This window comes from Streptomyces palmae, from assembly GCF_004684805.1.
Taxonomy (GTDB): domain Bacteria; phylum Actinomycetota; class Actinomycetes; order Streptomycetales; family Streptomycetaceae; genus Streptomyces; species Streptomyces palmae.
Genome location: NZ_SRID01000064.1, coordinates 1 through 23,952 on the forward strand (window position 1 = coordinate 1; position 23,952 = coordinate 23,952).

23 protein-coding genes are annotated in these 23,952 nt (G+C 70.9%); 12 read left to right on the forward strand and 11 right to left on the reverse strand.

The window, feature by feature from the left end:
- The first annotated feature begins 75 nt into the window (after positions 1 to 75).
- Positions 76 to 966, forward strand: coding sequence for an NAD(P)-dependent oxidoreductase (locus E4099_RS09905; protein ID WP_135338600.1), 891 nt, complete (start codon positions 76 to 78; stop codon positions 964 to 966).
- A gap of 344 nt (positions 967 to 1,310) precedes the next feature.
- On the opposite strand, the gene E4099_RS09910 is transcribed toward E4099_RS09905, so the two are convergent.
- The 6 genes from E4099_RS09910 to E4099_RS09935 form a co-directional block, all read right to left on the reverse strand.
- A complete protein-coding gene (locus E4099_RS09910) occupies positions 1,311 to 2,063 on the reverse strand; it encodes an NUDIX hydrolase (RefSeq protein ID WP_245244727.1) in 753 nt (250 codons plus the stop codon).
- Positions 2,064 to 2,328: 265 nt separating this feature from the next.
- Positions 2,329 to 3,591 (reverse strand): beta-ketoacyl-ACP synthase II, encoded by a 1,263-nt coding sequence (gene fabF, locus E4099_RS09915; protein WP_135338602.1) that lies wholly within the window; start codon positions 3,589 to 3,591, stop codon positions 2,329 to 2,331.
- Positions 3,592 to 3,670: 79 nt separating this feature from the next.
- Entirely contained in the window at positions 3,671 to 3,919 is a 249-nt protein-coding gene (locus E4099_RS09920; RefSeq protein WP_135338603.1) for an acyl carrier protein, read from the reverse strand.
- A gap of 76 nt (positions 3,920 to 3,995) precedes the next feature.
- Positions 3,996 to 5,006, reverse strand: a complete 1,011-nt coding sequence (locus E4099_RS09925; protein WP_135338604.1) for a ketoacyl-ACP synthase III — start codon at positions 5,004 to 5,006, stop codon at positions 3,996 to 3,998.
- A 13-nt stretch (positions 5,007 to 5,019) separates the two neighbouring features.
- Positions 5,020 to 5,973 (reverse strand): ACP S-malonyltransferase, encoded by a 954-nt coding sequence (locus tag E4099_RS09930; RefSeq protein WP_209446573.1) that lies wholly within the window; start codon positions 5,971 to 5,973, stop codon positions 5,020 to 5,022.
- Between the two features lie 89 nt (positions 5,974 to 6,062).
- Positions 6,063 to 7,247: a PucR family transcriptional regulator gene (locus tag E4099_RS09935; RefSeq protein ID WP_135338606.1), complete on the reverse strand. Its 1,185-nt coding sequence runs from the start codon at positions 7,245 to 7,247 to the stop codon at positions 6,063 to 6,065.
- A 76-nt stretch (positions 7,248 to 7,323) separates the two neighbouring features.
- Between E4099_RS09935 and E4099_RS09940 the strand changes: the two genes are divergently transcribed.
- Entirely contained in the window at positions 7,324 to 7,992 is a 669-nt protein-coding gene (locus E4099_RS09940; protein WP_135338620.1) for a pirin family protein, read from the forward strand.
- A gap of 63 nt (positions 7,993 to 8,055) precedes the next feature.
- Here E4099_RS09940 and E4099_RS09945 read toward each other — a convergent pair whose 3' ends face one another.
- Positions 8,056 to 8,865, reverse strand: coding sequence for a serine hydrolase domain-containing protein (locus tag E4099_RS09945; protein WP_135338607.1), 810 nt, complete (start codon positions 8,863 to 8,865; stop codon positions 8,056 to 8,058).
- A gap of 214 nt (positions 8,866 to 9,079) precedes the next feature.
- Here E4099_RS09945 and E4099_RS09950 point away from each other — a divergent pair, with 214 nt between their 5' ends.
- Both E4099_RS09950 and E4099_RS09955 read left to right on the forward strand, forming a co-directional pair.
- On the forward strand, positions 9,080 to 9,532 hold the full coding sequence (locus E4099_RS09950; RefSeq protein ID WP_135338608.1) for a MerR family transcriptional regulator: 453 nt from the start codon (positions 9,080 to 9,082) through the stop codon (positions 9,530 to 9,532).
- Positions 9,533 to 9,539: 7 nt separating this feature from the next.
- Entirely contained in the window at positions 9,540 to 10,562 is a 1,023-nt protein-coding gene (locus E4099_RS09955; protein WP_135338609.1) for an aldo/keto reductase, read from the forward strand.
- Positions 10,563 to 10,677: 115 nt separating this feature from the next.
- On the opposite strand, the gene E4099_RS09960 is transcribed toward E4099_RS09955, so the two are convergent.
- From E4099_RS09960 to E4099_RS09970, 3 genes are all read right to left on the reverse strand, one after another.
- Positions 10,678 to 11,559, reverse strand: coding sequence for a DUF4429 domain-containing protein (locus tag E4099_RS09960; RefSeq protein WP_135338610.1), 882 nt, complete (start codon positions 11,557 to 11,559; stop codon positions 10,678 to 10,680).
- A gap of 75 nt (positions 11,560 to 11,634) precedes the next feature.
- Entirely contained in the window at positions 11,635 to 12,840 is a 1,206-nt protein-coding gene (locus E4099_RS09965; protein ID WP_245244728.1) for an alpha/beta hydrolase, read from the reverse strand.
- Between the two features lie 109 nt (positions 12,841 to 12,949).
- Complete coding sequence (locus E4099_RS09970; RefSeq protein ID WP_386389928.1) at positions 12,950 to 13,639, reverse strand: TetR family transcriptional regulator; 690 nt, start codon at positions 13,637 to 13,639, stop codon at positions 12,950 to 12,952.
- A gap of 129 nt (positions 13,640 to 13,768) precedes the next feature.
- Between E4099_RS09970 and E4099_RS09975 the strand changes: the two genes are divergently transcribed.
- Both E4099_RS09975 and E4099_RS09980 read left to right on the forward strand, forming a co-directional pair.
- Complete coding sequence (locus E4099_RS09975; protein WP_135338611.1) at positions 13,769 to 15,364, forward strand: MFS transporter; 1,596 nt, start codon at positions 13,769 to 13,771, stop codon at positions 15,362 to 15,364.
- 188 nt (positions 15,365 to 15,552) lie between these two features.
- A complete protein-coding gene (locus tag E4099_RS09980; RefSeq protein ID WP_135338612.1) occupies positions 15,553 to 15,942 on the forward strand; it encodes a peptidase inhibitor family I36 protein in 390 nt (129 codons plus the stop codon).
- A 217-nt stretch (positions 15,943 to 16,159) separates the two neighbouring features.
- Here E4099_RS09980 and aceE read toward each other — a convergent pair whose 3' ends face one another.
- Positions 16,160 to 18,892, reverse strand: coding sequence for a pyruvate dehydrogenase (acetyl-transferring), homodimeric type (gene aceE, locus E4099_RS09985; protein ID WP_135338613.1), 2,733 nt, complete (start codon positions 18,890 to 18,892; stop codon positions 16,160 to 16,162).
- 455 nt (positions 18,893 to 19,347) lie between these two features.
- Here aceE and E4099_RS09990 point away from each other — a divergent pair, with 455 nt between their 5' ends.
- The 6 genes from E4099_RS09990 (at position 19,348) to E4099_RS10015 (ending at position 23,860) form a co-directional block, all read left to right on the forward strand.
- Positions 19,348 to 19,770 (forward strand): DUF3052 domain-containing protein, encoded by a 423-nt coding sequence (locus E4099_RS09990; RefSeq protein ID WP_135338614.1) that lies wholly within the window; start codon positions 19,348 to 19,350, stop codon positions 19,768 to 19,770.
- 117 nt (positions 19,771 to 19,887) lie between these two features.
- A complete protein-coding gene (locus E4099_RS09995; RefSeq protein ID WP_135338615.1) occupies positions 19,888 to 20,346 on the forward strand; it encodes a peroxiredoxin in 459 nt (152 codons plus the stop codon).
- 172 nt (positions 20,347 to 20,518) lie between these two features.
- Positions 20,519 to 21,094: a TerD family protein gene (locus E4099_RS10000; RefSeq protein ID WP_135338616.1), complete on the forward strand. Its 576-nt coding sequence runs from the start codon at positions 20,519 to 20,521 to the stop codon at positions 21,092 to 21,094.
- Positions 21,095 to 21,219: 125 nt separating this feature from the next.
- Positions 21,220 to 21,795 (forward strand): TerD family protein, encoded by a 576-nt coding sequence (locus tag E4099_RS10005; protein ID WP_135338617.1) that lies wholly within the window; start codon positions 21,220 to 21,222, stop codon positions 21,793 to 21,795.
- A 52-nt stretch (positions 21,796 to 21,847) separates the two neighbouring features.
- The gene (locus E4099_RS10010; RefSeq protein WP_135338618.1) at positions 21,848 to 22,996 is read left to right on the forward strand and encodes a DUF475 domain-containing protein; all 1,149 of its coding nucleotides are present in this window, start codon (positions 21,848 to 21,850) and stop codon (positions 22,994 to 22,996) included.
- Positions 22,997 to 23,122: 126 nt separating this feature from the next.
- Positions 23,123 to 23,860: a TerD family protein gene (locus E4099_RS10015; RefSeq protein WP_135338619.1), complete on the forward strand. Its 738-nt coding sequence runs from the start codon at positions 23,123 to 23,125 to the stop codon at positions 23,858 to 23,860.
- Positions 23,861 to 23,952 lie beyond the last annotated feature (92 nt).

Genomic DNA, 23,952 nt, shown 5'->3' on the forward strand with positions numbered 1-23,952 from the left:
CAACCAGCCCACTCAGCCCTCACCCCGCCCACAACACCCCCACCAAAGCAAAGCGCCAGCGCTACCGTGACGCCCATGACCGAAACCAACGCGATCACCTCCGTCGCCGTCCTGGGTACCGGCATCATGGGCGCCCCCATGGCCCGTCACCTCGCCGCCGTCGAGGGCCTCGACGTACGCGTGTGGAACCGCACCCGGGCCAAGGCCGAACCACTGGCCGCGGCCGGCGCACGGGTGGTGGACACCCCCGCCGAGGCGGTACGCGGCGCCGATGCCGTACTGACCATGCTGTACGACGGCCCGACGGTGCTGGAGACCATGCGTCAGGCGGCGCCCGAGCTGCGCTCCGGAACCGTATGGATCCAGTCCACCACCGCGGGGCTCAGCGGCATCGAGGAACTGGGCACCTTCGCCCGCGAGCACGGCATGGTCTTCGTGGACGCCCCGGTGCTGGGCACCCGGCAGCCCGCCGAGGCGGGCCAACTGACCGTGCTCGCCGCCGCCCCGATGCGGCTGCGGGAGACCCTGGACCCGCTCTTCACAGCGTACGGAGGCAAGACCGTCTGGGTCGGCGAGGACGGCACGGAGGGCACCGCCAGCCGCCTCAAACTGGTCATCAACAGCTGGGTGCTGACGGTCACCCACGGCACGGCCGAGGCGCTCGCCCTCGCCAAGGGACTCGGCGTGGACGCGCGTGACTTCCTGGCGGCGGTCGCCGGGGGCACGCTGGACATGGGCTATCTGCGGGCCAAGGCGGAGTTGCTGCTCAGCGGTGAGCTGACGCCGAGCTTCGCCACCACCACCGCCGAGAAGGACGCCCGGCTCATCGTGGAGGCCGGGGAGCGCGCGGGCGTAAGGATGGACGTGGCGGCGGCGGGCGCCGAGCGCTTCCGGCGCGCCGTCGAGCAGGGCCACGGTGGCGAGGACATGGCGGCCTCCTACTTCGCCAGCTTCGACGGCCACTGACCGACCGAGGGCCCGGCCGGACACCGGGGCGGCAGAGAGCCCCCGCACAGGGGCGGAAGCCCGGTCGACGGGGCCCGGGTACGTCGCGGCCCGTCCGGTCGGGGGACCGGACGGGCCGCTGGGGCGTGTGGTGCCCGGGTCAGACGGTGCGGAAGGCCAGCACCACGTTGTGGCCACCGAAGCCGAACGAGGGATCCCGGACGGGAGGCACAGGTGCGGCAGGGTGGAGCGTCGGAGAACCGACCATTACGCAGGACCTCCCCGCTTCCAGACCCGCGGCCCGCGGCCCACGCCGCGTGGTCGAGCTCGACGAACGCGGTCTCCACCTCCTCACCGGCCCTGAGTCAGGCGCCAGGCCGCAGTGGCGTACCGGCATACCGGCGAAGGACCGGCTCCACGTAGTCCGCGTGCGGTCCTGCAAGACCGGCCAGTTCTTCCGGGGAGCGTACGAACACGATCTCGGAGAATTCGGGCTCACGACCCGCCGACCGCTCGGCCGCCACCACCGCGCCGAACCTCTCCCGTAGCTCGGCCTCCGGCAGGGCCGGGGCAAGGTAGGTGAGGCCGACGCTGGAGTTCCTGCCCCGGGTGGCCACCCACAGCCGCAGCTCATCCGGTTTGAGCTCCACCCCGACCTCCTCGGCCAGCTCCCGCGCCGCCTGCCCGCGCATCGCGTCCTCGTCCAGCACCCCTCCGGTCTCGGGCGGCTCCACCGAACCCCCTGGCAGTTGCCACCGACCAGGCGCTGCTGTCGCGGGCGACATCCTCCCCACGACGATTCTGCCGTCGTCGGTCGGCTGGATCGCGTTCACGAACAACGAGGGCAACGCCTTGCCGTCCGGCACCCGACGCAGGGCGTAGTGGCGGTAGGTCACCGCGGCCCAGCGCAGGAACAACGTGTCCGGCTCCTCCCACCGGAGTTCCACGCACCCCACCACCGGTCCGTCGAACAGTGTGGGATTGGCGGCCACCGCCATCTCCCACACACGGTCCCGCGCCGCTTCGAGCTCCGCGGACAGCACAGGCCCTTCGCCCTCGGCCAGGCGAAGGCGGCGAACGTCGAAAAGTTCCAGGCCCGAAGGCAGTGTCCCGGTCACCCGGCTCATCGTAGGAGTGGCAGGCCGGGACCAGCCGCCTCTTCGTCGTCCGCGCCGTACGGGTCGCCGCGGTCGCACCGGAAGACCGGCTCGCACCGCGGGCCATCACGGCTCGGAGCATCGTGAGTCCCACATGTCCGCTGGTCGTGGCTCCGCGAAAGGGAGCCCCCGCACAGGGGCGGAAGCCCGGTCGACGGGGCCCGGGTACGTCGCGGCCCGTCCGGTCGGGGGACCGGACGGGCCGCTGGGGCGTGTGGTGCCCGGGTCAGACGGTGCGGAAGGCCAGCACCACGTTGTGGCCACCGAAGCCGAACGAGTCGTTCAGCGCGGCGATGGTGCCCTGCGGCAGCTCCCGCGGCGTGTCGCGCACGATGTCGACGTCGACCTCGGGGTCCAGGTTCTCGATGTTGATGGTGGGCGGTGCCACCCGGTGGTAGAGGGCCAGCACCGAGGCCACGGTCTCCACGCCGCCCGCGCCGCCGAGCAGGTGCCCGGTCATCGACTTGGTGGCGGACACCGCGACGTGGTCGACATCGTCGCCCAGCACCTTGCGCAGCGCCTTCAGCTCCGCGATGTCGCCCTGCGGGGTCGAGGTCGCGTGCGCGTTGACGTGCGTGATCTCGGAGGGCTTGAGGCCGGTGCTGTCCAGCAGGTTCTGCAGCGCGTGCGCGATGCCGGCGCCGGACGGCTCCGGAGCGGTGATGTGGTGCGCGTCGGCGGAGATGCCCTGGCCCACGGCCTCGGCGTACACCCGCGCGCCACGCGCCGCGGCGTGCTCCGCGGACTCCAGGACGATCATGCCCGAGCCCTCGCCGAGCACGAAGCCGTTGCGCTCGGTGTCGAACGGCCGCGAGGCGCCCTGCGGGTCCTCGTTGTTCTTGGACATCGCCATCATGTTGCCGAAGGCGGCGATCGGCAGCGGGTGCACCGCCGCCTCGGTGCCGCCCGCGATGACCACGTCGGCGCGGCCGGTGCGGATCATCTCGACGGCGTAGCCGATGGCCTCGGCGCCCGAGGCGCAGGCGCTGACCGGGGTGTGCGCACCGGCGCGGGCGCCGACCTCGAGGCTGACGTTGGCCGCCGGGCTGTTGGGCATCAGCATCGGCACGGTGTGCGGGGAGACCTTGCGGGCGCCCTTCTCCCGCAGGATGTCGTACTGGTCGAGCAGGGTGGTGACGCCGCCGATACCGGAGGCCACCACGGCGCCCAGGCGGTCGGGGTCGACCGCCGGGTCCTCACCGGCCCGGGCGGTGAAGCCCGCGTCGGCCCACGCCTCGCGCGCCGCGATCAGCGCGAACTGCGCCGAACGGTCCAGCTTGCGGGCCTGCGGCCGGGGGATGATCTCCGTCGGTTCGACGGCGACCCGGGCGGCGATACGGACCGGCAGCTCGGCTGCCCAGTCCTCGGTGAGCAGGCCCACGCCGGAACGTCCGGCGAGCAGGGCCTCCCAGGTCGATGCGCTGTCGCCACCCAGCGGTGTGGTTGCGCCGATACCCGTGACGACCACGGTGCGATTGGTCGAGTTCATCGGATTTCTTGACTCCGCGTCCTAGAGGGTGCTGAGGGTGCTGTGCCCGCCACCGCTCGGGTGGCGACAGGCGCTCGGCTCAGGCCTGGTGCTTGAGGATGTACTCGGTCGCGTCGCCGACCGTCTTGAGGTTCTTGACGTCGTCGTCCGGGATCTTCACGTCGAAGCGCTCCTCGGCGGCGACGACCACCTCGACCATGGACAGCGAGTCGACGTCCAGGTCGTCGGTGAAGGACTTGTCCATCTTGACGTCCTCGGTCGGGATGCCGGCGATCTCGTTCACGATCTCCGCGAGACCCGCGACGATCTCTTCCTGCGTGGCGGCCATTGACGGCGCTCCTTCATTCGGTGTGTTGCGGTGGAGTGCGCAGCGTCCGCTGACTGCGGGGCTGCGCGGATCTTGCCTAGGGGAGGGTAACGACCGTGGCGGCGTAGACGAGCCCCGCCCCGAAGCCGATGACGAGCGCGGTGTCACCGCTCTTCGCCTGCCCGGTGGCCAGCAGCCGCTCCATGGCGAGCGGGATGGAGGCCGCCGAGGTGTTGCCGGTGGTCTCCACGTCACGGGCGACCGTGACGTGCTCCGGCAGCTTGAGGGTTTTGATCATCGAGTCGATGATCCGCATGTTGGCCTGGTGGGGGATGAAGACGTCGAGGTCCTCCGGGTTCACCCCGGCCTCGTCCAGCGCCTGCTGGGCGACCTTGGCCATCTCGTACACGGCCCAGCGGAAGACCGCCTGGCCCTCCTGGGTGATCGCCGGGTAGCGCACCTCGGCGGCCGTCTGGTCCCGGTACACGTCCCAGGGCAGCGTCTGCGTGATGGTCTCGGACTTGTCGCCCTCGGAACCCCAGACCGTGGGGCCGATGGCCGGCACCTTGGACGGACCGACCACCACCGCGCCGGCGCCGTCGCCGAACAGGAAGGCGGTGGCCCGGTCCTCCCGGTCGGTCAGGTCGGACAGCCGCTCCACGCCGATGACCAGCACGTACTCGGCGCTGCCCTCCACCACCATGCCCTTGGCCAGGGTGAGGCCGTAGCCGAAGCCCGCGCAGCCGGCCGAGATGTCGAAGGCGGCGGGCTTGCCCGCGCCGACCTCGTGCGCGATCCGGGTGGCGATCGCCGGGGTCTGCTTGAAGTGCGACACCGTCGACACGATCACGGCGCCGATCTGGTCCGGGGCGATCCCCGCGTCCGCGATCGCCTTGCCGCCGGCCTCCACGGACATCGAGGCGACCGTCTCGTCCGGCCCCGCCCAGTGGCGGGTGGCGATCCCGCTGCGGGTGCGGATCCACTCGTCGGAGGAGTCGATGTGCTTGAGGATCTCCTCGTTCGGCACCACCCGGGTCGGCCGGTAGCCGCCGACGCCGAGGATCCGCGCGTACGGTGCGCCCTTGCTGGGCTTGATCTTCGCGGTCATGCTCTGGTGGCTCCTATTCGGCCGGGGACTCGGCTGTGGGGGAGGAGGCGTGTTCGGCGACCAGGGCGCGCGCCGCGTCGAGGTCCGCCGGGGTCTTCAGCGCCAGGTTCTGCACGCCAGGCAGGGCGCGCTTGGCGATGCCCACCAGGGTCCCGGCCGGGGTGAGCTCGATCAGCGCCGTCACGCCCAGCTCCTGGAAGCGCTCCATGCACAGGTCCCAGCGGACCGGGTTGGACACCTGGGTCACCAGGCGCCGGACCAGCTCGGCTCCCTCCGTGACGACCTCGCCGTCGCGGTTGGAGACGAACGGCAGCCGCGGATCGGCCACCTCCAGGTCGCCGACCGCCTTCTCCAGCGCGGCCACGGCCGGGGCCATGTGGTGGGTGTGGAACGCACCCGCCACCTTCAGCGGGACCACCCGGCGGGTGCCCTCCGGCTTGTCCTCGGCCAGCGCGGCCAGCTGCTCGGCGGTGCCGGCGGCCACGATCTGCCCGGCCCCGTTCACGTTCGCCGGGGTCAGACCGAGCTTCTCCAGGTGCGGCAGCACCTGCTCCTGCTCGCCACCCAGCAGGGCCGCCATGCCGGTCTCGGTGACCGCGGCGGCCTCCGCCATCGCCAGCCCGCGCTTGCGGACCAGGGTCAGGGCGGCCTCGCAGGTCAGCGCGCCGGCCGCGGCGGCCGCGGTCAGCTCACCGACGCTGTGGCCGGCCACGACGTCGAAACCGGCGCCGAAGTCGTCGCCCAGCAGTGCCTGCGCGGAGACCAGACCGGCGGCCACCAGCAGTGGCTGGGCCACCGCGGTGTCACGGATCTGCTCCTCGTCGGCCTGGGTGCCGTAGTGGATCAGATCGAGATCGATGGCGGCCGACCAGGCGCGGAGCCGGTCTTCGACACCGGGGAGTTCGAGCCAGGGGGACAGGAAACCGGGCTTCTGGGCGCCTTGGCCGGGAGCGACGAGTACGAGCACCCTCACACTCTCTCCTGCGAGGGCTCCCGCCCGCCCGTGAGGACAGGGACGAAGAACAGTGAAGGGAATTGTTGGGGTCCAACAAAACCCTAGCTATGGGTGACTCCGTTGTTGAGGCGGCCGAGGATCAGCGCGATGCGGAGCGTGAATGCCGACCGGACATCGGAGGGTGACCAGCCGGTGACATCGGTCACACGTCGCAGCCGGTAGCGCACGGTGTTCGGGTGAACAAAGAGCATTCGCGCCGCGCCTTCCAGACTGCTTGCCTGTTCCAGGTAGACGCTGAGAGTTTCCAGCAGCGCCGAACCGGCTTCCTCCAACGGTCTGTAGATCTCCTCCACCAACTGCTCGCGCGCCGCCGGGTCTCCGGCCATGGCGCGCTCCGGGAGGAGATCGTCCGCCAGCACCGGGCGCGGCGCGTCCGGCCAGGCCGAGCACGCCTTGAGCCCGGCCGCGGCGGCCGCCGCCGACCGGGTCGCGGCCAGCAGGTCGGGGACGACCGGGCCGGCCACCACCGGGCCCGGCGCGAACGGGCCGATCAGCGCCTTCGCGGCCTGCAGGGGGTTGTCCGAGCCGCCCGCGATCACCACCAGCCGGTTCCCGAGCACCCCGGTGAGCACCTGGAACTTGGCGTGCCGGGCGGCCCGCCGGATCGCCTCCACGGTCAGCTCGCTGTCGCCCTCCGGGGCGGTGCCGAGCACCACCATCACATGCTCGGGGGAGCTCCAGCCCAGCGCCGCGGCCCGGGACAGCGCCCCCTCGTCCGCCTCCCCGGACAGCACCGCGTTGACCACCAGCGACTCCAGCCGGGCGTCCCAGGCGCCGCGCGCCTCGGCCGCCTGCGCGTACACCTGGGCGGTGGCGAACGCGATCTCCCGGGCGTAGACCAGCAGCGCCTCGCGGAGCACCGACTCGTCGCCCGGAGCCGCCACCTCGTCGATGGCCGACTCCATGACCTCGATGGTGGTGCGTACCATCTCCACCGTCTGCCGCAGGGTGATCGCCCGGGTCAGCTCGCGCGGCGCGGTGCCGAACACATCGGTGCTGATGGCCTGCGAGGCCTCCGGGTGGCGGAACCACTCGGTGAAGGCCGCGATACCCGCCTGGGCGACCAACCCGATCCAGGACCGGTTCTCCGGCGGCATGGCGCGGTACCACGGCAACTGCTCGTCCATCCGGGCGATGGCGCTGGCGGCCAGCTTCCCGGACGACTTCTCCAGCCGGCGGAGGGTCGCGGAGTGCGGGTGATCGTGATGCGAAGCGGGTTCAGACACGAGGACAAGCCTGCCTTATCGGAAGGAGTGCTCGCGGGGGTGCCCCGGTCGGCGCGGTACTACCGTGGGGCCCGTGATGTGGGTGCAGCGGGCGGACGAGCGCTACCGGGGCGGCGACGAGGCGGGCGTGGACACCCGCCACGCCTTCTCCTTCTCGGGCTTCTACGACCCCGACAACGTACGGTTCGGACTGCTGGTGGCCTGCAACGAGGAGCGGCTCGCGCCCGGCGCCGGCTTCGCCCCCCACCCGCACCGGGACCTGGAGATCGTCACCTGGGTGGTGTCCGGGGAGCTGACCCACGAGGACTCCACCGGGCAGCGCACCGTGGTGCGCCCCGGCGATGTGCAGCGGCTCAGCGCGGGCAGCGGCGTCCGCCATGCGGAACGCAACACCGGGAGCGAGCCGCTGTGCTTCGTGCAGATGTGGCTCAGCCCCACCCGCTTCGGCGGCCGGCCCGAGTACGAGGTGGTGCGCGGCATCCCGGACGGCACCCCCTGCCCGCTGCCGCACGCCGACGCCTCGCTGCGGGCGCACCGCCCGGCCGCCGGCCGACCGGTGGCCCTGCCGGACGCGCCCTGGCTGTACGTCCATGTGGTCCGCGGCACCGTACGCCTGGCCGACGAGACCCTGACCGAGGGCGACGCGGCCCGCGTCACGGACGCGGCGCGACTGACGGCGGAGGCGGTCGGCGGCGGGGCGGAGTTCCTGGTGTGGGAGATGCACGCGGAGCCGTCGTACGGATGACGGGGGCGCCACTGGCGCCAGGGGTGCCCGGGGCGGTGCGGCCGCCCCGGGCGGCGGCGGCGGTCAGCGGTCCGCCAGCACCGCCTCCGTGAAGGCCGGCCACGCCTCGATCGCCCAGGGGCCGAAGGCCCGGTCGGTGAGGGCCACACAGGCCCGTCCGGCCACCGGGTCCACCCACAGGAAGGTGCCGGACTGGCCGAAGTGGCCGAAGGTCCGCGGCGAGGACGAAGCGCCGGTCCAGTGCGGCGACTTGGTGCCGCGGATCTCGAAGCCCAGCCCCCAGTCGTTCGGCTTCTGGTTGCCGTAGCCGGGCAGGACGCCGTTCAGCCCGGGGAAGGCCACCCGGACCGCCTCGGCCAGGGTCTCGGCGGCCAGCAGGCGCGGGGCCTGGAGTTCGGCCGCGAAGCGGGCCAGGTCGGCGACGGTGGAGACGGCGGCCTTGGCGGGGGAGCCGTGCAGCGCGGTGTCCGCCATGCCCAGCGGCTCCAGCACCGCCTCGCGCAGATAGTCCGCGAACGGGATCTCGGTCGCCTTGGACAGGTGGTCGCCGAGCACCTCGAAGCCGGTGTTGGAGTAGATCCGCCGGGTGCCCGGCGCGGCCATCACCCGCTGCTCGTCGAAGGCCAGCCCGGAGGTGTGGGCGAGCAGATGGCGGACCGTGGACCCGTCCGGCCCCGCCGGTTCGTCCAGCTCGACGGCGCCCTCCTCCACCGCGAGCAGCACGGCGTACGCGGCCAGCGGCTTGGTGACCGAGGCCAGTGGGAACCGGTGGGTGGTCGGACCGTGCGATCCGACTATCGCGCCGTCCGCCGTCACCACGGCCGCCGCCGCGGTGGGCACCGGCCAGTCCTCGATCATCCGCAGGCTCTCCATGGCCATGAGCGTATCCCGCCCCCCGCGGGCGCCCCCGCGGGTGCCCCGGCCCACCGCCCGCGGCGGAGGGCTTCCGCGGGTTCCGTCCGGTGGGCACGCCCCGGGCCGTACAAGAAATCGTCAAATCCGCGCTTGCCTGGAGTGCGCTCCAACTCTCTAGCGTTGATCACGTCGTGAGGGATCACGACCCGCGAACGCGAAGAGGTGAAGCGGTATGACCGTGCTGGAGACCATGCCGACCGCGCTGTCCCTGTGCCTGACCGACGTGCCGCATCCGCGGCCGGCCGGCCAGGACCACTACACGATCGGCGAGGTCGCGGAGCACACCGGACTGTCCGCCCACACCCTGCGCTGGTACGAGCGCATCGGGCTGATGCCGCACGTGGACCGCAACCACACCGGGCAGCGCCGCTTCACCAACCGCGACCTGGACTGGCTGGCCCTGGTCGGCAAGCTCCGGCTGACCGGCATGCCGGTGGCGGACATGGTCCGCTACGCCGAGCTGGTACGGCAGGGCGACAGCACCTACCGCGCACGCGAGGAGCTGCTGACCGCCCACCGCGAGGTGGTGCGGCAGCGCATCGAAGAGCTGCGGAGCACGCTCGACGTCCTCGACTACAAGATCGATATCTACGCTGGCGCCCATGCGGCGCCGGAGGGGGTCTGAGACTCAGATGACCGAGAGCACCGAGAAGCTCGCCACCGTGGCCCTGGGCACCGGCGGACCGCGGGTCGGTTCGCAGGGGCTCGGCTGCATGGGCATGGCGCACGCCTACGGGCCGACGGACGAGAAGGAGGCGCGGGCGACCCTGGAGTACGCCCTGGAGCTGGGCGTCACCCTGTTCGACACCGCCGACGTCTACGGGTTCGGCCGCAACGAGGAGTTCCTCGCCCCGTTCGTCCAGGCCCACCGGGACGAGCTGGTGCTGGCCACCAAGTTCGGCATCGTGCGGCGCGAGGACGACCCCTCGTACCAGGAGATCCGCAACGACCGGGCGTACATCCGGCAGTGCGTCGAGAACAGCCTGCGGCGGCTGGGCGTGGACCACGTCGACCTGTACTACATGCACCGGCGCGACCTCGACGTACCCATCGAGGAGACGGTGGGCGCGATGGCCGAGCTGGTCACCGAGGGCAAGGTCGCGCACCTGGGCCTGAGCGAGGTCTCCGGCGGCGAACTGCGTGCCGCCCAGGCGGTGCACCCGATCGCCGCGGTGCAGTCCGAGTGGTCGCTGTTCAGCCGCGATGTCGAGGACGGCGTGGTGCGGGCGGCCAAGGAGCTGGGCATCGCCTTCGTGCCCTACTCCCCGCTCGGCCGCGGCTTCCTGACCGGGACCTTCGTACAGGCCGAGAAGGAGCTGACGGCCGACGACTGGCGGCGCACCCAGCCGCGGTTCACGGGCGAGAACGCGGCGGCCAACGCCGCGCTGCTGGAGCCGGTGCGGCAGGTCGCCGCGGCCCACCAGGCCTCGCCGGCCCAGGTCGCGATGGCCTGGGTGCAGCAGCGGGCCGAGGTGCACGGGCTGACCGTGGTGCCGATCCCGGGCACCCGCAAGCGCTCCCGGCTGGCCGAGAACACCGCCGCCACCCGGCTGCGGCTGACCGAGCAGGACCTGGCCCTGCTGGAGCCGATCGCCGGGCAGGTGGCGGGCGGACGCTACGCGGACATGACCTTCACCGCGGTCGGTCGGGAGTAGGCGGGAAGTCCTGCGCGGGCGGGCCGTCCGCGGTCGTTCGCGCGGTTCCCTTCCGGGGGACGACACCGGGCGGGACGCCGACGGGTCCGCTCGGCCCGCCGGGCCGGGTGCCGGGCTACAGCTCCGCGAGGAGTTCCGCCTTCTTGGTGCTGAACTCGTCGTCGGTCAGCAGGCCCGCGGTGTGCAGTTCGCCCAGCTGCCGGATGCGGTCGGCGATGTCGGCCGCGTCCCGGCGGGCGGGCGCGGAGACCCGTGCGGCCGGCTGCTGCCGGGGCACCGCGGGCAGCGCCGGGCCGGCCGACCGTACGGCGGCCAGTACGGCCGCGGCGAACGGCAGCGACTCGTGCACCATCCCGTAGCCCATGCCGAAGACCACGGCGGCCGGGTCCTGGTCCGGCTCGCCGGGCTGGTCCCGGTCCGCCCGGTGCAGCAGCCGCAGATGCCCGGCGAGGACCTCCGGCGAGTGCCACTCCACGCCGCTCAGCTCCTCGACCGCGAACCGCTGGTCGCCGGCCTTCCACTTGGTGGAGGAGGCGCCGGTCCAGAACCAGCGGAAGGTGACCGCCTGGCCGTCGAAGGACGCCTTGCCGTCGTACGCCTTGAAGGCGCGCGGCGGCGCGGGCGCGTCCACCAGATGCTCCTCAGCGGGCAGACCGGCGTCCGGGCCCAGCAGGCCGCGGACCTCCTGCGCGTAGTACTCGGCCAGCACCTCGCGCTCGGCGGGCAGCACCAGCCGGTAGGGGTCGCAGGCGTCCTTGAGCTGGCCGTCGGCCACCTCTATCAGCGGATCGGCGCCGGCTCGCGGCACGGCGCGCAGCACCACCGTGCCGCGCCTGCCGGGAGTCAGCTCCACGGCGGCCAGCGCTTCGTAGGGAACACGGCGTTCACCGAGCACCTGGAGCAGCTTCGGCGTACGAATCCCCCGTTCGAAGCGGATGAGCACGGAGTCGGTATCGAACTCCCAGACGGTGTGAAAACCGGCCAGCACATCACCCATGCGGCTCATCGTATGCGGCGGTTGCCCGCCCGTCCCCCTTCGAGGCGCTACGCGCGTCCAGCGGCTTTTGGGCGCTCAGCCCGCGTCGGCGGTGCAGTCGTCGTCATCGGCGCAGGTCACCGAGTGGATGGCGCCGATGCCCAGCTTGGCGAAGTTGGACACGCTCTCGGTGCCCGGAACGAAGTACCCGGAGTGGCCGTCGGCCCCGGCGGCGGACAGTCGGCGCGCCCCGAAGCCCTCGGCGACCGGATCGGCGCCGTGCCCGAGCCCGCCCACCTCCAGATTGGGGACGTCGGCGATCCAGTCGTTGCCGTCCCGCATCGCCCACACCCGGGCCCGGGTGCCGAAGTCCGAGACGTGCCCGGCGCGCATGCCCGGGCTGCCCGCGACCGCGATGTCGGTGACCGAGGGGTCCAGGTCCCGGGCGGCCACCCCGCACACCACCGAGCCGTAGCTGTGGCACAGCAGGGTCACCGCGGCCTCGTCCGGCAGCCCGGTGACGAAGGCGCGCAGGCGCAGCGCGCCCTCGGCGGCCAGCTTGCCGGTGGCGGCGTCCAGCCCGGTGCCCACCGGCGCGGTGTAGTCGGCCCAGGCGATGACGGCGTTGGCGCCGTGCGGCTCCAGCGAACGCTCGGCCTGGTAGACCGAGCGGGCCATGCCGACCGGGGCGGTGTAGCGGCGCCGGGTCTTCTGGAAGGTCAGGATGTCGGTGTCCACGCCGGGGACCACGACGGCCACGTGGCGGGCGTGCTCCAGGTCGCCGAAGACCTCGGCGACCCGCCCGGAGCCGGCCGGGTCGAAGGCGATGACCTGGCGGTCGGCGCGCAGCAGCGAGGCGTACCGCTGCATCCGGCGTGTGGCGTTCTCCCGGCCGAGCGGGGTGAGCTGGGTCGAGGTGGTGCGGCGCCGCTCCACCTCCCGGGCCCGTATCAGCGCCAGCCGGTTGGCCCGGTAGCGCAGCTTGATCGGTGCCCCGTTGAGGTTGCCGACCACCAGGGGGTAGCGGGCGGTCAGCCGGGCGCGCTGCCGGGTGTCGAGGGTGGTGAAGAAGCGCTGGAGCACCGGCGGTGGGGCGTACGGGTCGGGCAGCCGGTGCCCGTCGAATCTCCCTTCCCGCCAGGAGGCCAGCTCCCGGGCCCGGGGATCCATGTCCCCGCCGTGGTGCCGGATCGCCGTCCAACCGGTGGTGGCGAGCATGACGAACACCACGGCCAGCGCGAGCAGCATGCGCCAGCCGGTGGTGGAGGGCGTGGAGGAGTCGAGCTCCGGGAAGGAAGTCACCGCGGGCCACCCTAGGAGAAGCGCGACCGCCACCACGAAAGGCGTGACGCATCTCACGTTTGGGAGCGGTCAATTGTGGGACTCGCGCCCACTTGCGGCTTCCGTCCCGTTAGTCCGTTTTGCGCCAGTGCTCCACGAGTGCCGGGCCGATCCGGTCCAGGTAGGCCATCGTCAGGGTGCGCAGCGCGTCCAGGCTGTGGTCCGGCCCCTCGCCCCACAGCCTGCCCGTGACCCGTATGGCTCCGCTGAACGCCGCCACCGCCAGCCGGGGGCGCGGGTCCGCGTCCACGTCCAGCCCCTCCCGGCGGGCGATCTCCCGCGCCATCCGCTCCTCCAGCTCGGCGGACCGGCGCAGATGCACGGCGAGCAGCACGGGCGTGGACTCGATCATCTGGTAGGCGCGCATGTGGAGTTCGATCGGCACCATCTCCGCCATCGCCTGCGCCAGCCCGTCCCAGGCGGCGGCCACCGCGCCGCGCAGCGCCGCCATCGGCGGCTCGTCGGCCGGCCGGGTCAGCAGCGCCTCGAGGAAGTGGGTCTCCACCAACTGCTGGGTGGCGAAGGCGACATCCTCCTTGCCGGCGAAGTAGCGGAAGAAGGTGCGCTGGGAGACCTCGACGGCCTCGGAGATCTCGTCGACCGTGGTCTGCTCGAACCCCTGCCGGGTGAAGAGCTCCAGCGCCGCGCGGGCCAACGCGTTGCGGGTCCGCAGTTTCTTGCGTTCACGCAGGTTGACGGGGTGCCCCTGCTGCTCTCCACCGGGGGGTACCGGCTGTCCGGGTGGCACCTGCTGTCTCACTGTCTCTCCGCTTGGCCTCGCCGGCTCATGCCGACCGGGAAGATCACGATAACCGGCTGGTCATATATGGCAGTCATCGACTGATGAATACGTTTGTCAGTTGTCAGTGACTGACACTAGCCTCAGGCTATGACGTCACAGACCACGGTCGCCGACGCGACACCGGACCGGGCGAACCGCAGCAGCGGGCTCCGGGGCCATCCATGGCTGACGCTGCTGACCGTCGCCATCGGAGTGACGATGGTGGCGCTCGACGGCACCATCGTCGCGATAGCCAACCCGGCGATAGCCGACGACCTGAACGCCTCCCTCTCCGACATCCAGTGGATAACCAACGGCTATCTGCTCGCCCTCGCCGTCGCCCTCATCACGGCCGGCAAGCTCGGCGACCGGTTCGGCCACCGTCAGACCTTCCTGATCGGGGTCGCCGGCTTCGCCCTGTCCTCCGGAGCCATCGGCCTGTCCGGCAGCGTGTCGCTGGTGGTGTCCTTCCGTGTCCTCCAGGGCCTCTTCGGCGCCCTGCTGATGCCCGCCGCGCTCGGCCTGCTGCGCGCCACCTTCCCGCCCGCCCAGCTCAACATGGCCATCGGCATCTGGGGCATGGTGATCGGCGCCTCCACCGCGGGCGGCCCGATCGTCGGCGGCCTGCTGGTGGAGCACGTCAACTGGCAGTCGGTGTTCTTCATCAACGTGCCGGTCGGCGTGCTGGCGCTGCTGCTGGGCCTGTTCATCCTGCGCGACCACCGCGCCGAGAACGCCCCCAAGAGCTTCGACATCCCCGGCATCGTGCTGCTGTCGGCCGCGATGTTCTTCCTGATCTGGGCCCTCATCAAGGCATCGGCCTGGGGCTGGGGCGACACCAAGACCCTGCTCTTCCTGGGGCTTTCGGTGGTCTCCTTCGTCTCCTTCGCCTTCTGGGAGACCCGCACCAAGGAGCCGCTGATCCCGCTCAGCATGTTCCGCTCGGTGCCGCTGTCGGCCGGCACCGCGCTCATGGTGCTGATGGCCTTCGGCTTCATGGGCGGGCTCTTCTTCATCACCTTCTACCTCCAGAACGTGCACGGGATGAGCCCGGTGGACGCCGGTATGCACCTGCTGCCGCTCACCGCCATGATGATCGTGAGCTCGCCGCTGGCCGGCGTGGTCATCACCCGTGTCGGCCCGCGGATCCCGATGGTGACCGCCATGCTGATCACCACCGTGGCGCTGTACGGGCTCTCCCGCCTGGACACCGGCTCCGGCACCGGTGAGACCTCCCTGTGGTTCGCGATGCTCGGCCTGGGGCTGGGGCCGGTGATGGTGGGCGCCACCGAGGTGATCGTGGGCAACGCCCCGCTGGAGCTGGCCGGCGTCGCGGGCGGCCTCCAGCAGGCCGGCATGCAGGTCGGCGGCAGCCTCGGTACGGCCGTGCTGGGCGCGGTGATGGCCTCCAAGGTGGACCACAACCTGCCGGACGAGTGGGCCGCGGCCCAGCTGCCGCCCGCCACTGATGCCCAGATGGCCAAGGCCTCCCAGGCGGTGGAGGTCGGCCTGCCGCCGATCGACAAGCACACCCCGCCGGAGCTGGTGGAGCCGATCACCAAGGTCGCCCATGAGACCTTCCTGTCCGGCATGCAGCTGAGCTTCGTGGTCGCCGCGTGTGTGGCGGCCGCCGCGGCGGTGTTCGCGGGCTTCACCAAGCGCGGTGCGAACGCGGAGGCGGGTGGCGCGGGGGTGCACATCTGACCGGGCGCCACCGGTCCCGCGCCCCCTGACCGCGCCGCCCACCTATCAGGGTGGCCTGTGATCGACCCTCTTGAGACGACGGGAGCCGGCCCGCAGGCTGGCTCCCGTCCGCATGCGGCGGACCCGGCGCGCCCGAGGCGGCGCCGGCGCACACCATCGTCGCCATCGACACGGGGGGAATGATCTTCATGCGTACCGTCCTGACCACCGCGGCCCTCGCCGCCGCCCTGGCCGCGGCCACCACGGCCCTGGCGCCGGCCACCGCCACCGCGGCCTCCTCCGAGGCCGCCGCCAGGGCGCTGGGGCAGTGCGCCGCCGGGCAGCTGTGCCTCTGGCAGAACACCGACTTCACCGGTGCCCGCCGCACCCATGAGCTGTCCGGCACCGACATCGAGAGCTGCGTCCCGCTGCCCCGGGGCACCGCCGCCCTCTCCCTGGCCAACCGCACCGGCCGACCGGTCACCGTGTACCAGAGCCGCACCTGCGGGGAGACCGGCGAGTTCAACACCTACCCCTCGGGCTCCTGGGCCCCCGAGTCCCCGTACCAGATCCGAGCCTTCAAGATCTGGGAACGCTGACGCCATCCGGCGCGGCACGCCCGTCCGGCCCGTCTCGCGGGGCCGGGCAGGCGGGGGTGCTTCGGGGGTCCGGGCTCGGACCCCCGGACGCCGATGGGGCGTGGTCCCGTCCGCACCGCGGACGGGACCACGCCCCATCACTTGCCTCGGCTCAGCGCCCTGGGGCACCTCCCGGGGGTACCCCCGGACGGAGTCTGGGGGAGGTAGCTGGGGGAGCCTACGCCTCGCCGCCCGCCGAGCCCGGGTCCGCCGCGGAGGCGTCCAGCAGCTGGTAGCGGTCGATGGCCTGCTTGAGCACGGAGCGCTCCAGCTTGCCCTCCTTGACCAGCTCGGTCAGCACGCCCAGCACCACCGACTGGGCGTCGACGTGGAAGAAGCGGCGCGCCGCGCCCCGGGTGTCGGCGAAGCCGAAGCCGTCGGTGCCCAGCGACTGGAAGGTGCCCGGCACCCAGCGCGCGATCTGGTCCGGGACCGCCCGCATCCAGTCGGAGACGGCCACCTTCGGGCCCTCGGCGCCGGCCAGCTTGCGCGTCACGTACGGCACGCGCTGCTCCTCCTCCGGGTGGAGCAGGTTGTGCTCCTCGACCTCGATGGCATCCCGGCGCAGCTCGTTCCAGGAGGTCGCGGACCAGACGTCGGCCTTGACGTTCCACTCCTCGGCGAGGATCCGCTGGGCCTCCACGGCCCACGGGACCGCCACACCGGAGGCCAGGATGTGCGCCGGGATCGCGCCCCGCTCGCCCTCCTTGAAGCGGTACAGGCCCTTGAGGATGCCCTCGCGGTCCACGTTCTCCGGCTCGGCCGGGTGCTGGATCGGCTCGTTGTAGACGGTGAGGTAGTAGAAGACGTCCTCACTGTCCTCGCCGTACATCCGGCGCAGACCGTCCTGCACGATGTGCGCGATCTCGTAGCCGAACGCCGGGTCGTAGGCGACGACCGCCGGGTTGGTCGAGGCGAGCAGCTGGGAGTGGCCGTCCGCGTGCTGGAGGCCCTCTCCGGTCAGGGTGGTGCGGCCGGCGGTGGCGCCCAGCACGAAGCCGCGCGCGAGCTGGTCGGCCATCTGCCAGAACTGGTCGCCGGTCCGCTGGAAGCCGAACATCGAGTAGAAGACGTAGACCGGGATCAGCGGCTCGCCGTGGGTGGCGTGCGCCGAGCCCGCCGCGATCAGCGAGGCGGTGCAGCCGGCCTCGGAGATGCCGTCGTGCAGCATCTGGCCGGTCGGCGACTCCTTGTAGGCGAGCAGCAGCTCACGGTCGACGGACTCGTAGGTCTGGCCCAGCGGGTTGTAGATCTTCGCCGAGGGGAAGAGCGAGTCCATGCCGAAGGTCCGGTACTCGTCCGGCGCGATCGGCACGAAGCGCTTGCCGATCTCCTTGTCCCGCATGAGGTCCTTGAGCAGGCGGACGAAGGCCATGGTGGTGGCGATCGACTGCTGGCCGGAGCCCTTCTTCACACCGGAGTAGACCTTGTCGTCCGGCAGCTGCAGCGGCTTGGCGCGCACGACCCGGGTCGGCACGTAGCCGCCCAGACCCTGGCGCCGGTCGTGCATGTACTGGATCTCCTCGGAGTTCCGGCCCGGGTGGTAGTACGGCGGCAGGCCGGACTCCAGCTCCTTGTCGGCGATCGGCAGGTGCAGCCGGTCCCGGAAGCGCTTGAGGTCGTCGACCGTCAGCTTCTTCATCTGGTGGGTCGCGTTGCGGCCCTCGAAGTTCGGGCCGAGCGCCCAGCCCTTGACGGTCTGCGCCAGGATCACCGTCGGCTGGCCCTTGTGGGCCTTGGCCGCCGCGTAGGCGGCGAAGATCTTCCGGTGGTCGTGGCCGCCGCGCCCCAGGTGCTGGATCTGCTGGTCGGTCATGTTCTCGACCATCTTGCGCAGCCGGTGGTCGTCACCGAAGAAGTGCTGGCGGATGTACGCGCCGCTCTCGGTGGCGTACGTCTGGAACTGGCCGTCCGGGGTGGTGTTCAGCTTGTTGACCAGCACACCGTCCCGGTCCTGGGCCAGCAGCGGGTCCCAGGTGCGGTCCCACACCAGCTTGATCACGTTCCAGCCGGCGCCGCGGAACTGCGACTCCAGCTCCTGCATGATCTTGCCGTTGCCGCGCACCGGCCCGTCCAGCCGCTGCAGGTTGCAGTTGACCACGAAGGTGAGGTTGTCCAGGCCCTCGCGCGCCGCCAGCGACAGCTGGCCCAGCGACTCCGGCTCGTCCATCTCGCCGTCGCCCAGGAAGGCCCAGACGTGGCTCTTGGAGGTGTCGGCGATACCGCGCGCGTGCATGTAGCGGTTCATCCGGGCCTGGTAGATCGCGCCCAGCGGGCCCAGGCCCATGGACACGGTCGGGAACTCCCAGAAGTCCGGCATGGAGCGCGGGTGGGGGTAGCTGGACAGGCCGTAGGGCGCCTTGGACTTCTCCTGGCGGAAGGCGTCCAGCTGCTGCTCGCTCAGGCGGTCCAGCAGGAAGGCGCGGGCGTAGACACCGGGGGAGGCGTGGCCCTGGAAGAAGATCTGGTCGCCGCCGTCGCCCTGGTCCTTGCCGCGGAAGAAGTGGTTGAAGCCCACGTCGTACAGCGAGGCGGAGGAGGCGAAGGTGGCGATGTGGCCACCCACCCCGATGCCCGGGCGCTGGGCACGGGAGACCATCACGGCCGCGTTCCAGCGGGTCGCGTTGAGGATCTTGCGCTCGATCTCCTCGTTGCCGGGGAAGAACGGCTCGTCCTTGGTCGCGATGGTGTTGACGTAGTCCGTGCTGCGCATCTCGGGCACGGCGACACGCTTCTCGCGGGCGCGCTCGATCAGGCGCAGCATCAGGTAGCGGGCCCGCTCCCGACCTCGCTCGTCGACGGCCGCGTCGAGCGAGTCGAGCCACTCCTGGGTCTCTTCGGGGTCGAAGTCCGGGACCTGGCTGGGAAGGCCGCCAATGATGATCGGGTTGCGATCGGATCCGGAAGCCACGCTATTCCTTCGCTGCTCGGGTGGTGCTGGGCACACGGTGGGCACGGTTGTGCTGGTCGCGCCGGTCTCCATCGTGTACCTCGGGTACGGGGTACGTCATCTCTACCGAGCGGTAACCACCACTCCGTGAGACGGCGCTGCGCGGCCGGTCGCTGGGGACGGCCAAATCGCAACCTTACGCCCACTATGGGAGTCCCCCGCGTGCGGCCGTTCGGCCCCGCTCGTCGTAATCTGGCCACAGAAGTTCACAAAAGCCGCAGATGGCTGTGGTGTGAATCACCACGGGCCTTATCACTGCGACACAAGTTGCGGTGACACAGCCGGATCCGTCACCGTTTCGGCGGTCTCGGTGGCCGGGTACTTGCGCGATCCGCCCGGCCCGTGTGGACTACGCCCAATGCCCCGCGTACGCGCGAGGCACCATCGCATTACCGGAACGTGACAGGAGGACATCCGTGAGCGCGACCGCGGACCACGCGGAGGAGCGGACCAACCCGGCTGCCAAGCTGGGGTTCGAGCCCGGACAGGTGGTCCAGGAGATCGGCTACGACGACGACGTCGATCAGGACCTTCGTGAAGGTATCGAGTCCGTGATCGGTCAGGATCTCGTCGACGAGGACTACGACGACGTGGCCGACGTCGTCCTGCTGTGGTTCCGCGACGAGGACGGCGACCTCACGGACGCGCTGGTGGATGCCATCGGCCTCCTTGACGAGGGCGGCACCATCTGGCTGATGTCCCCCAAGACCGGGCGCGACGGCTACATCGAGCCGAGCGACATCAGCGACGCGGCACAGACCGCGGGCCTGTCGCAGACCAAGAGCATCAACGCCGCCAAGGACTGGTCGGGCACCCGCCTGATCGCCCCCAAGCGCTGAGGCGCCCCGCAACACCGACCCCGAGCCCCCCTCCGGAGCGAACCGGAGAGGGGCTCGGCGCGTAGGGTGGTCGCGATCGGCAGATCCGTAGTGCCCGACGCGAAGGAGACGTCTTCCATGGCGATAGAGGTTGGTACCAAGGCCCCGGAGTTCGAGCTGAGGAACCAGCACGGTGAGACCGTCCGGCTCGCCGACTTCCGCGGCGAGAAGAACGTCGTGCTGCTCTTCTACCCGTTCGCCTTCACCGGCGTGTGCACCGGCGAGCTGTGCGCGCTCCGCGACGAGCTGCCGAAGTTCGTCAACGACGACGTGCAGCTGCTGGCGGTCTCCAATGACGCCCCCTTCAGCCTGCGCGTCTTCGCCGAGCAGGAGGGCCTGGAGTACCCGCTGCTGTCGGACTTCTGGCCGCACGGCGAGGTCAGCCGGGCGTACGGGGTCTTCGACGAGGAGAAGGGCTGCGCGGTGCGCGGCACCTTCGTGATCGACAAGGAGGGCGTGGTGCGCTGGACCGTGGAGAACGGCCTGGCGGACGCCCGCGACCTGAACGACTACGTCAAGGCCCTGGGCAGCCTCTGAGGCCCCGGGGCGGCTCCGGGGCCCCAGGGGGAACCTCGGGCCTCGGAGCGCTCGGAGGCGGGCGAATTCCTGCTTCCGGGGGGAACCGCTCACTAGGATCAAAACGTTGATCCGATGGAAAACGCACGTGGGGGCACACCGTGCTCCTGACGAACCTTTTTAGGGAGGACTCGTGGGAGTCAGCCTCAGCAAGGGCGGCAACGTCTCGCTGACCAAGGAAGCCCCGAACCTGACCGCGGTGATCGTCGGTCTGGGCTGGGACGCCCGCACCACCACGGGCACTGACTTCGACCTCGACGCCAGTGCCCTGCTGACGAACGACCAGGGGAAGGTCTCCACCGACCAGAACTTCGTCTTCTTCAACAACCTCAAGAGCCCGGACGGCTCCGTGGAGCACACCGGTGACAACATCACCGGTGAGGGCGAGGGCGACGACGAGCAGATCAAGGTGAACCTGGCCGGCGTGCCGGCCGATGTCGCCAAGATCGTGTTCCCGGTCTCGATCTACGACGCCGAGAACCGCCAGCAGAGCTTCGGCCAGGTGCGCAACGCGTTCATCCGCGTGGTCAACCAGGCCGACAACGTCGAGCTGGCCCGCTACGACCTGAGCGAGGACGCCTCGACCGAGACCGCCATGGTCTTCGGCGAGCTCTACCGCCACGGGGCGGAGTGGAAGTTCCGGGCCATCGGCCAGGGCTACGCCTCCGGCCTGCGGGGTATCGCGCAGGACTTCGGCGTCAACGTCTGACCTGTCGATCCGCATCCGTAACCACGCGCACCAGCGCGACGATCCGGCGCCGCACACCTGACCAGACGGGAGTGCGGCGCCGGACGTGCGTGATCCGCGCACCACACCGGGGAGGAACCAAGACCATGGGCGTCACGCTCGCCAAGGGGGGCAACGTCTCCCTCTCGAAGGCCGCGCCGAATCTCACCAAGGTGCTGATCGGTCTGGGCTGGGACGCCCGCTCCACCACCGGGGCGCCGTTCGACCTGGACGCCAGCGCCCTGATGTGCCAGTCGGGGCGGGTGCTGGGCGACGAGTACTTCGTCTTCTACAACAACCTGAAGAGCCCCGAGGGCTCGGTGGAGCACACCGGCGACAACCTCACCGGTGAGGGCGACGGCGATGACGAATCGATTCTGGTGGACCTCTCCGCGGTCCCGGCCCGGGTCGACAAGCTCGTCTTCCCGGTGTCGATCCATGACGCGGACGCCAGGGGGCAGACGTTCGGGCAGGTCAGCAACGCCTTCATCCGCGTGGTCAACCAGGCGGACGGAAGCGAGCTGGCCCGCTACGACCTCTCCGAGGACGCTTCCGGCGAGACCGCGATGATCTTCGGGGAGGTCTACCGGTACGGCGGGGAGTGGAAGTTCCGGGCGGTGGGGCAGGGGTACGCGTCGGGACTCCGCGGTATCGCTCTAGACTTCGGGGTCAACGTTTCGTAAAGCCGCGTAGAGAGCGCGGGGGAGATCTTACGGAAGAAGGATTGGGTAGCCAGTGCTCCTGAAAACCTTTGGCTGGTCGTTCGCCGTCACGGCGGCCGGCCTGGCCCTGGCCGGTGTTCTCTGGGGTTGGAAGGGGCTAGCGATCGTCGCGATCCTCTCTATCCTGGAGATCTCGCTGTCGTTCGACAACGCGGTGATCAACGCGGGCATCCTGCGGAAGATGAACGCCTTCTGGCAGAAGATGTTCCTCACGGTCGGCATCCTGATCGCCGTCTTCGGCATGCGGCTGGTGTTCCCGGTGGTGATCGTGGCGATCACCGCCAAGGTCTCCCCGTACGAGGCCGTCAACCTGGCGATCAACGACAAGGACCAGTACGAACACCTGGTCACCGGGGCCCACCCGGCGATCGCGGCGTTCGGCGGGATGTTCCTGCTGATGATCTTCCTCGACTTCATCTTCGAGGAGCGCGAGATCAAGTGGCTGGCCTGGCTGGAGCGCCCGCTGGCCCGACTGGGCAAGCTGGACACCCTGTCCATCGTGGTCGCACTCGGCGTCCTGCTGGTGGCGGCCACCACCGTGGCCACCGACGCGGCGCACGGCGGCGGTGACAAGACGGCCACCGTGCTGCTCGCCGGCATCTTCGGTCTGATCACCTATCTGATCGTCGGCGGCATCTCCGGCTACTTCGAGGAGCAGCTGGAAGAAGACGAGGACGGTGACGAGGAGAGCGAGGAGAGCGGCGCCGGCGAGCGCACCCCGGCGGCCAAGGGCGGCTCCTCGGTCGTCGGACTGGCCGGCAAGGCGGCCTTTGGCCTCTTCCTCTACCTGGAGGTCATCGACGCCTCCTTCTCCCTCGACGGCGTCGTCGGCGCGTTCGCCATCACCAACGACATCTTCGAGATGGCCCTGGGTCTGGGTATCGGCGCCATGTACATCCGGTCGCTGACCGTGTTCCTGGTCCGCAAGGGCACCCTGGACGAGTACGTCTACCTGGAGCACGGCGCCCACTACGCGATCGGCGCGCTCGCCGCGATCCTGCTGATCACCATCAAGTACGAGATCCACGAGGTCATCACCGGCCTGATCGGCGTGGTGCTGATCGGCGCCTCCTACCTGTCCTCGGTGCGCCGCAACCGCCGCGAGGACGCGAACGGCGGTGGAGACTCCCCCTCGAGGTCCGAAGTGCCCTCCGGAGTGTGACGGCGGGGCGTTTGAGGAACGCTGAAGAGCGGGGCGGCTGCGAGGATGCACCTCGGGGCCGCCCCGCGGCGGTCTGGGCAGGGTGACGGACGCCGGCGGGCGCGCCGGCGGTGGGGGTGGACGACAGTGGGCTTCTTCGACAACTGGGGCCGCGGCTCCGGGCACGACTTCGAGAGCGGTGACGCCTCGGGCGCGGTGGAGCTGACCAGACGGCGCTCCACCCTCTCGCTGACCAAGCAGGGGGCGGCCGGGGGCAACCTGCGGATCAACCTCTCCTGGCGGATGCGGACCTCCGGCTTCGAGATGGGCAGGCCCAGCCTCCGCGAGACGCTGCGGCACCCCCTGCGGAAGTTCAAACCCGAGCCGCCCTCGACGCAGGGCAGCCTCGCCATGGTCAACGTGGACCTCGACCTGGCCTGCATGTACGAGCTGGAGGACGGCAGCAAGGGCGTGGTGCAGCCGCTGGGCGACTTCCTGGGCAGCATGAACTCCGCCCCCTACGTCCAGCTCAGCGGCGACGACCGGTTCGGCTCCGGATCCGGCGAGACGATATTCGTCAACTTGGACCACAAGGACGACATCAAGCGGCTGCTGGTGTTCGTCTACATCTACGACGGCACCCCCGCCTTCGACCGCACCCACGCCAAGCTCACCCTCTACCCCAGCAACGGCCCGCGGATCGAGGTCTCGCTGGACGAGCGCGCCCCGGAGGCCCGCTCCTGCGCCGTGCTGATGATCGAGAAGGTCAAGGGCGAGCTGCTGGTGCGGCGCGAGGTGAAGTACGTCTACGGCTTCCAGTCCGAGCTGGACCGGCTCTACGGCTGGGGCCTGAACTGGGGCCGCGGCTACAAGCAGAAGGTCTGAGCCGCGGCCCGGGGATCCCTGCTCAGCGGTTCTGGAACTGCGGGCCCTGCGGGGGCAGGGTGAAGGACGGGGCGTGCGCCGGGGGCTGGGGG

Bases quoted from the DNA above. Each gene is read 5' to 3' on its own strand.
- E4099_RS09905 (WP_135338600.1), top strand. From the start codon at position 76: ATGACCGAAACCAACGCGATCACCTCCGTCGCCGTCCTGGGTACCGGC.
- fabF (WP_135338602.1), bottom strand. From the start codon at position 3,591: ATGAACTCGACCAATCGCACCGTGGTCGTCACGGGTATCGGCGCAACC.
- E4099_RS09920 (WP_135338603.1), bottom strand. From the start codon at position 3,919: ATGGCCGCCACGCAGGAAGAGATCGTCGCGGGTCTCGCGGAGATCGTG.
- E4099_RS09925 (WP_135338604.1), bottom strand. From the start codon at position 5,006: ATGACCGCGAAGATCAAGCCCAGCAAGGGCGCACCGTACGCGCGGATC.
- E4099_RS09940 (WP_135338620.1), top strand. From the start codon at position 7,324: ATGTGGGTGCAGCGGGCGGACGAGCGCTACCGGGGCGGCGACGAGGCG.
- E4099_RS09945 (WP_135338607.1), bottom strand. From the start codon at position 8,865: ATGGAGAGCCTGCGGATGATCGAGGACTGGCCGGTGCCCACCGCGGCG.
- E4099_RS09950 (WP_135338608.1), top strand. From the start codon at position 9,080: ATGACCGTGCTGGAGACCATGCCGACCGCGCTGTCCCTGTGCCTGACC.
- E4099_RS09955 (WP_135338609.1), top strand. From the start codon at position 9,540: ATGACCGAGAGCACCGAGAAGCTCGCCACCGTGGCCCTGGGCACCGGC.
- E4099_RS09960 (WP_135338610.1), bottom strand. From the start codon at position 11,559: ATGGGTGATGTGCTGGCCGGTTTTCACACCGTCTGGGAGTTCGATACC.
- E4099_RS09975 (WP_135338611.1), top strand. From the start codon at position 13,769: ATGACGTCACAGACCACGGTCGCCGACGCGACACCGGACCGGGCGAAC.
- E4099_RS09980 (WP_135338612.1), top strand. From the start codon at position 15,553: ATGCGTACCGTCCTGACCACCGCGGCCCTCGCCGCCGCCCTGGCCGCG.
- E4099_RS09995 (WP_135338615.1), top strand. From the start codon at position 19,888: ATGGCGATAGAGGTTGGTACCAAGGCCCCGGAGTTCGAGCTGAGGAAC.
- E4099_RS10005 (WP_135338617.1), top strand. From the start codon at position 21,220: ATGGGCGTCACGCTCGCCAAGGGGGGCAACGTCTCCCTCTCGAAGGCC.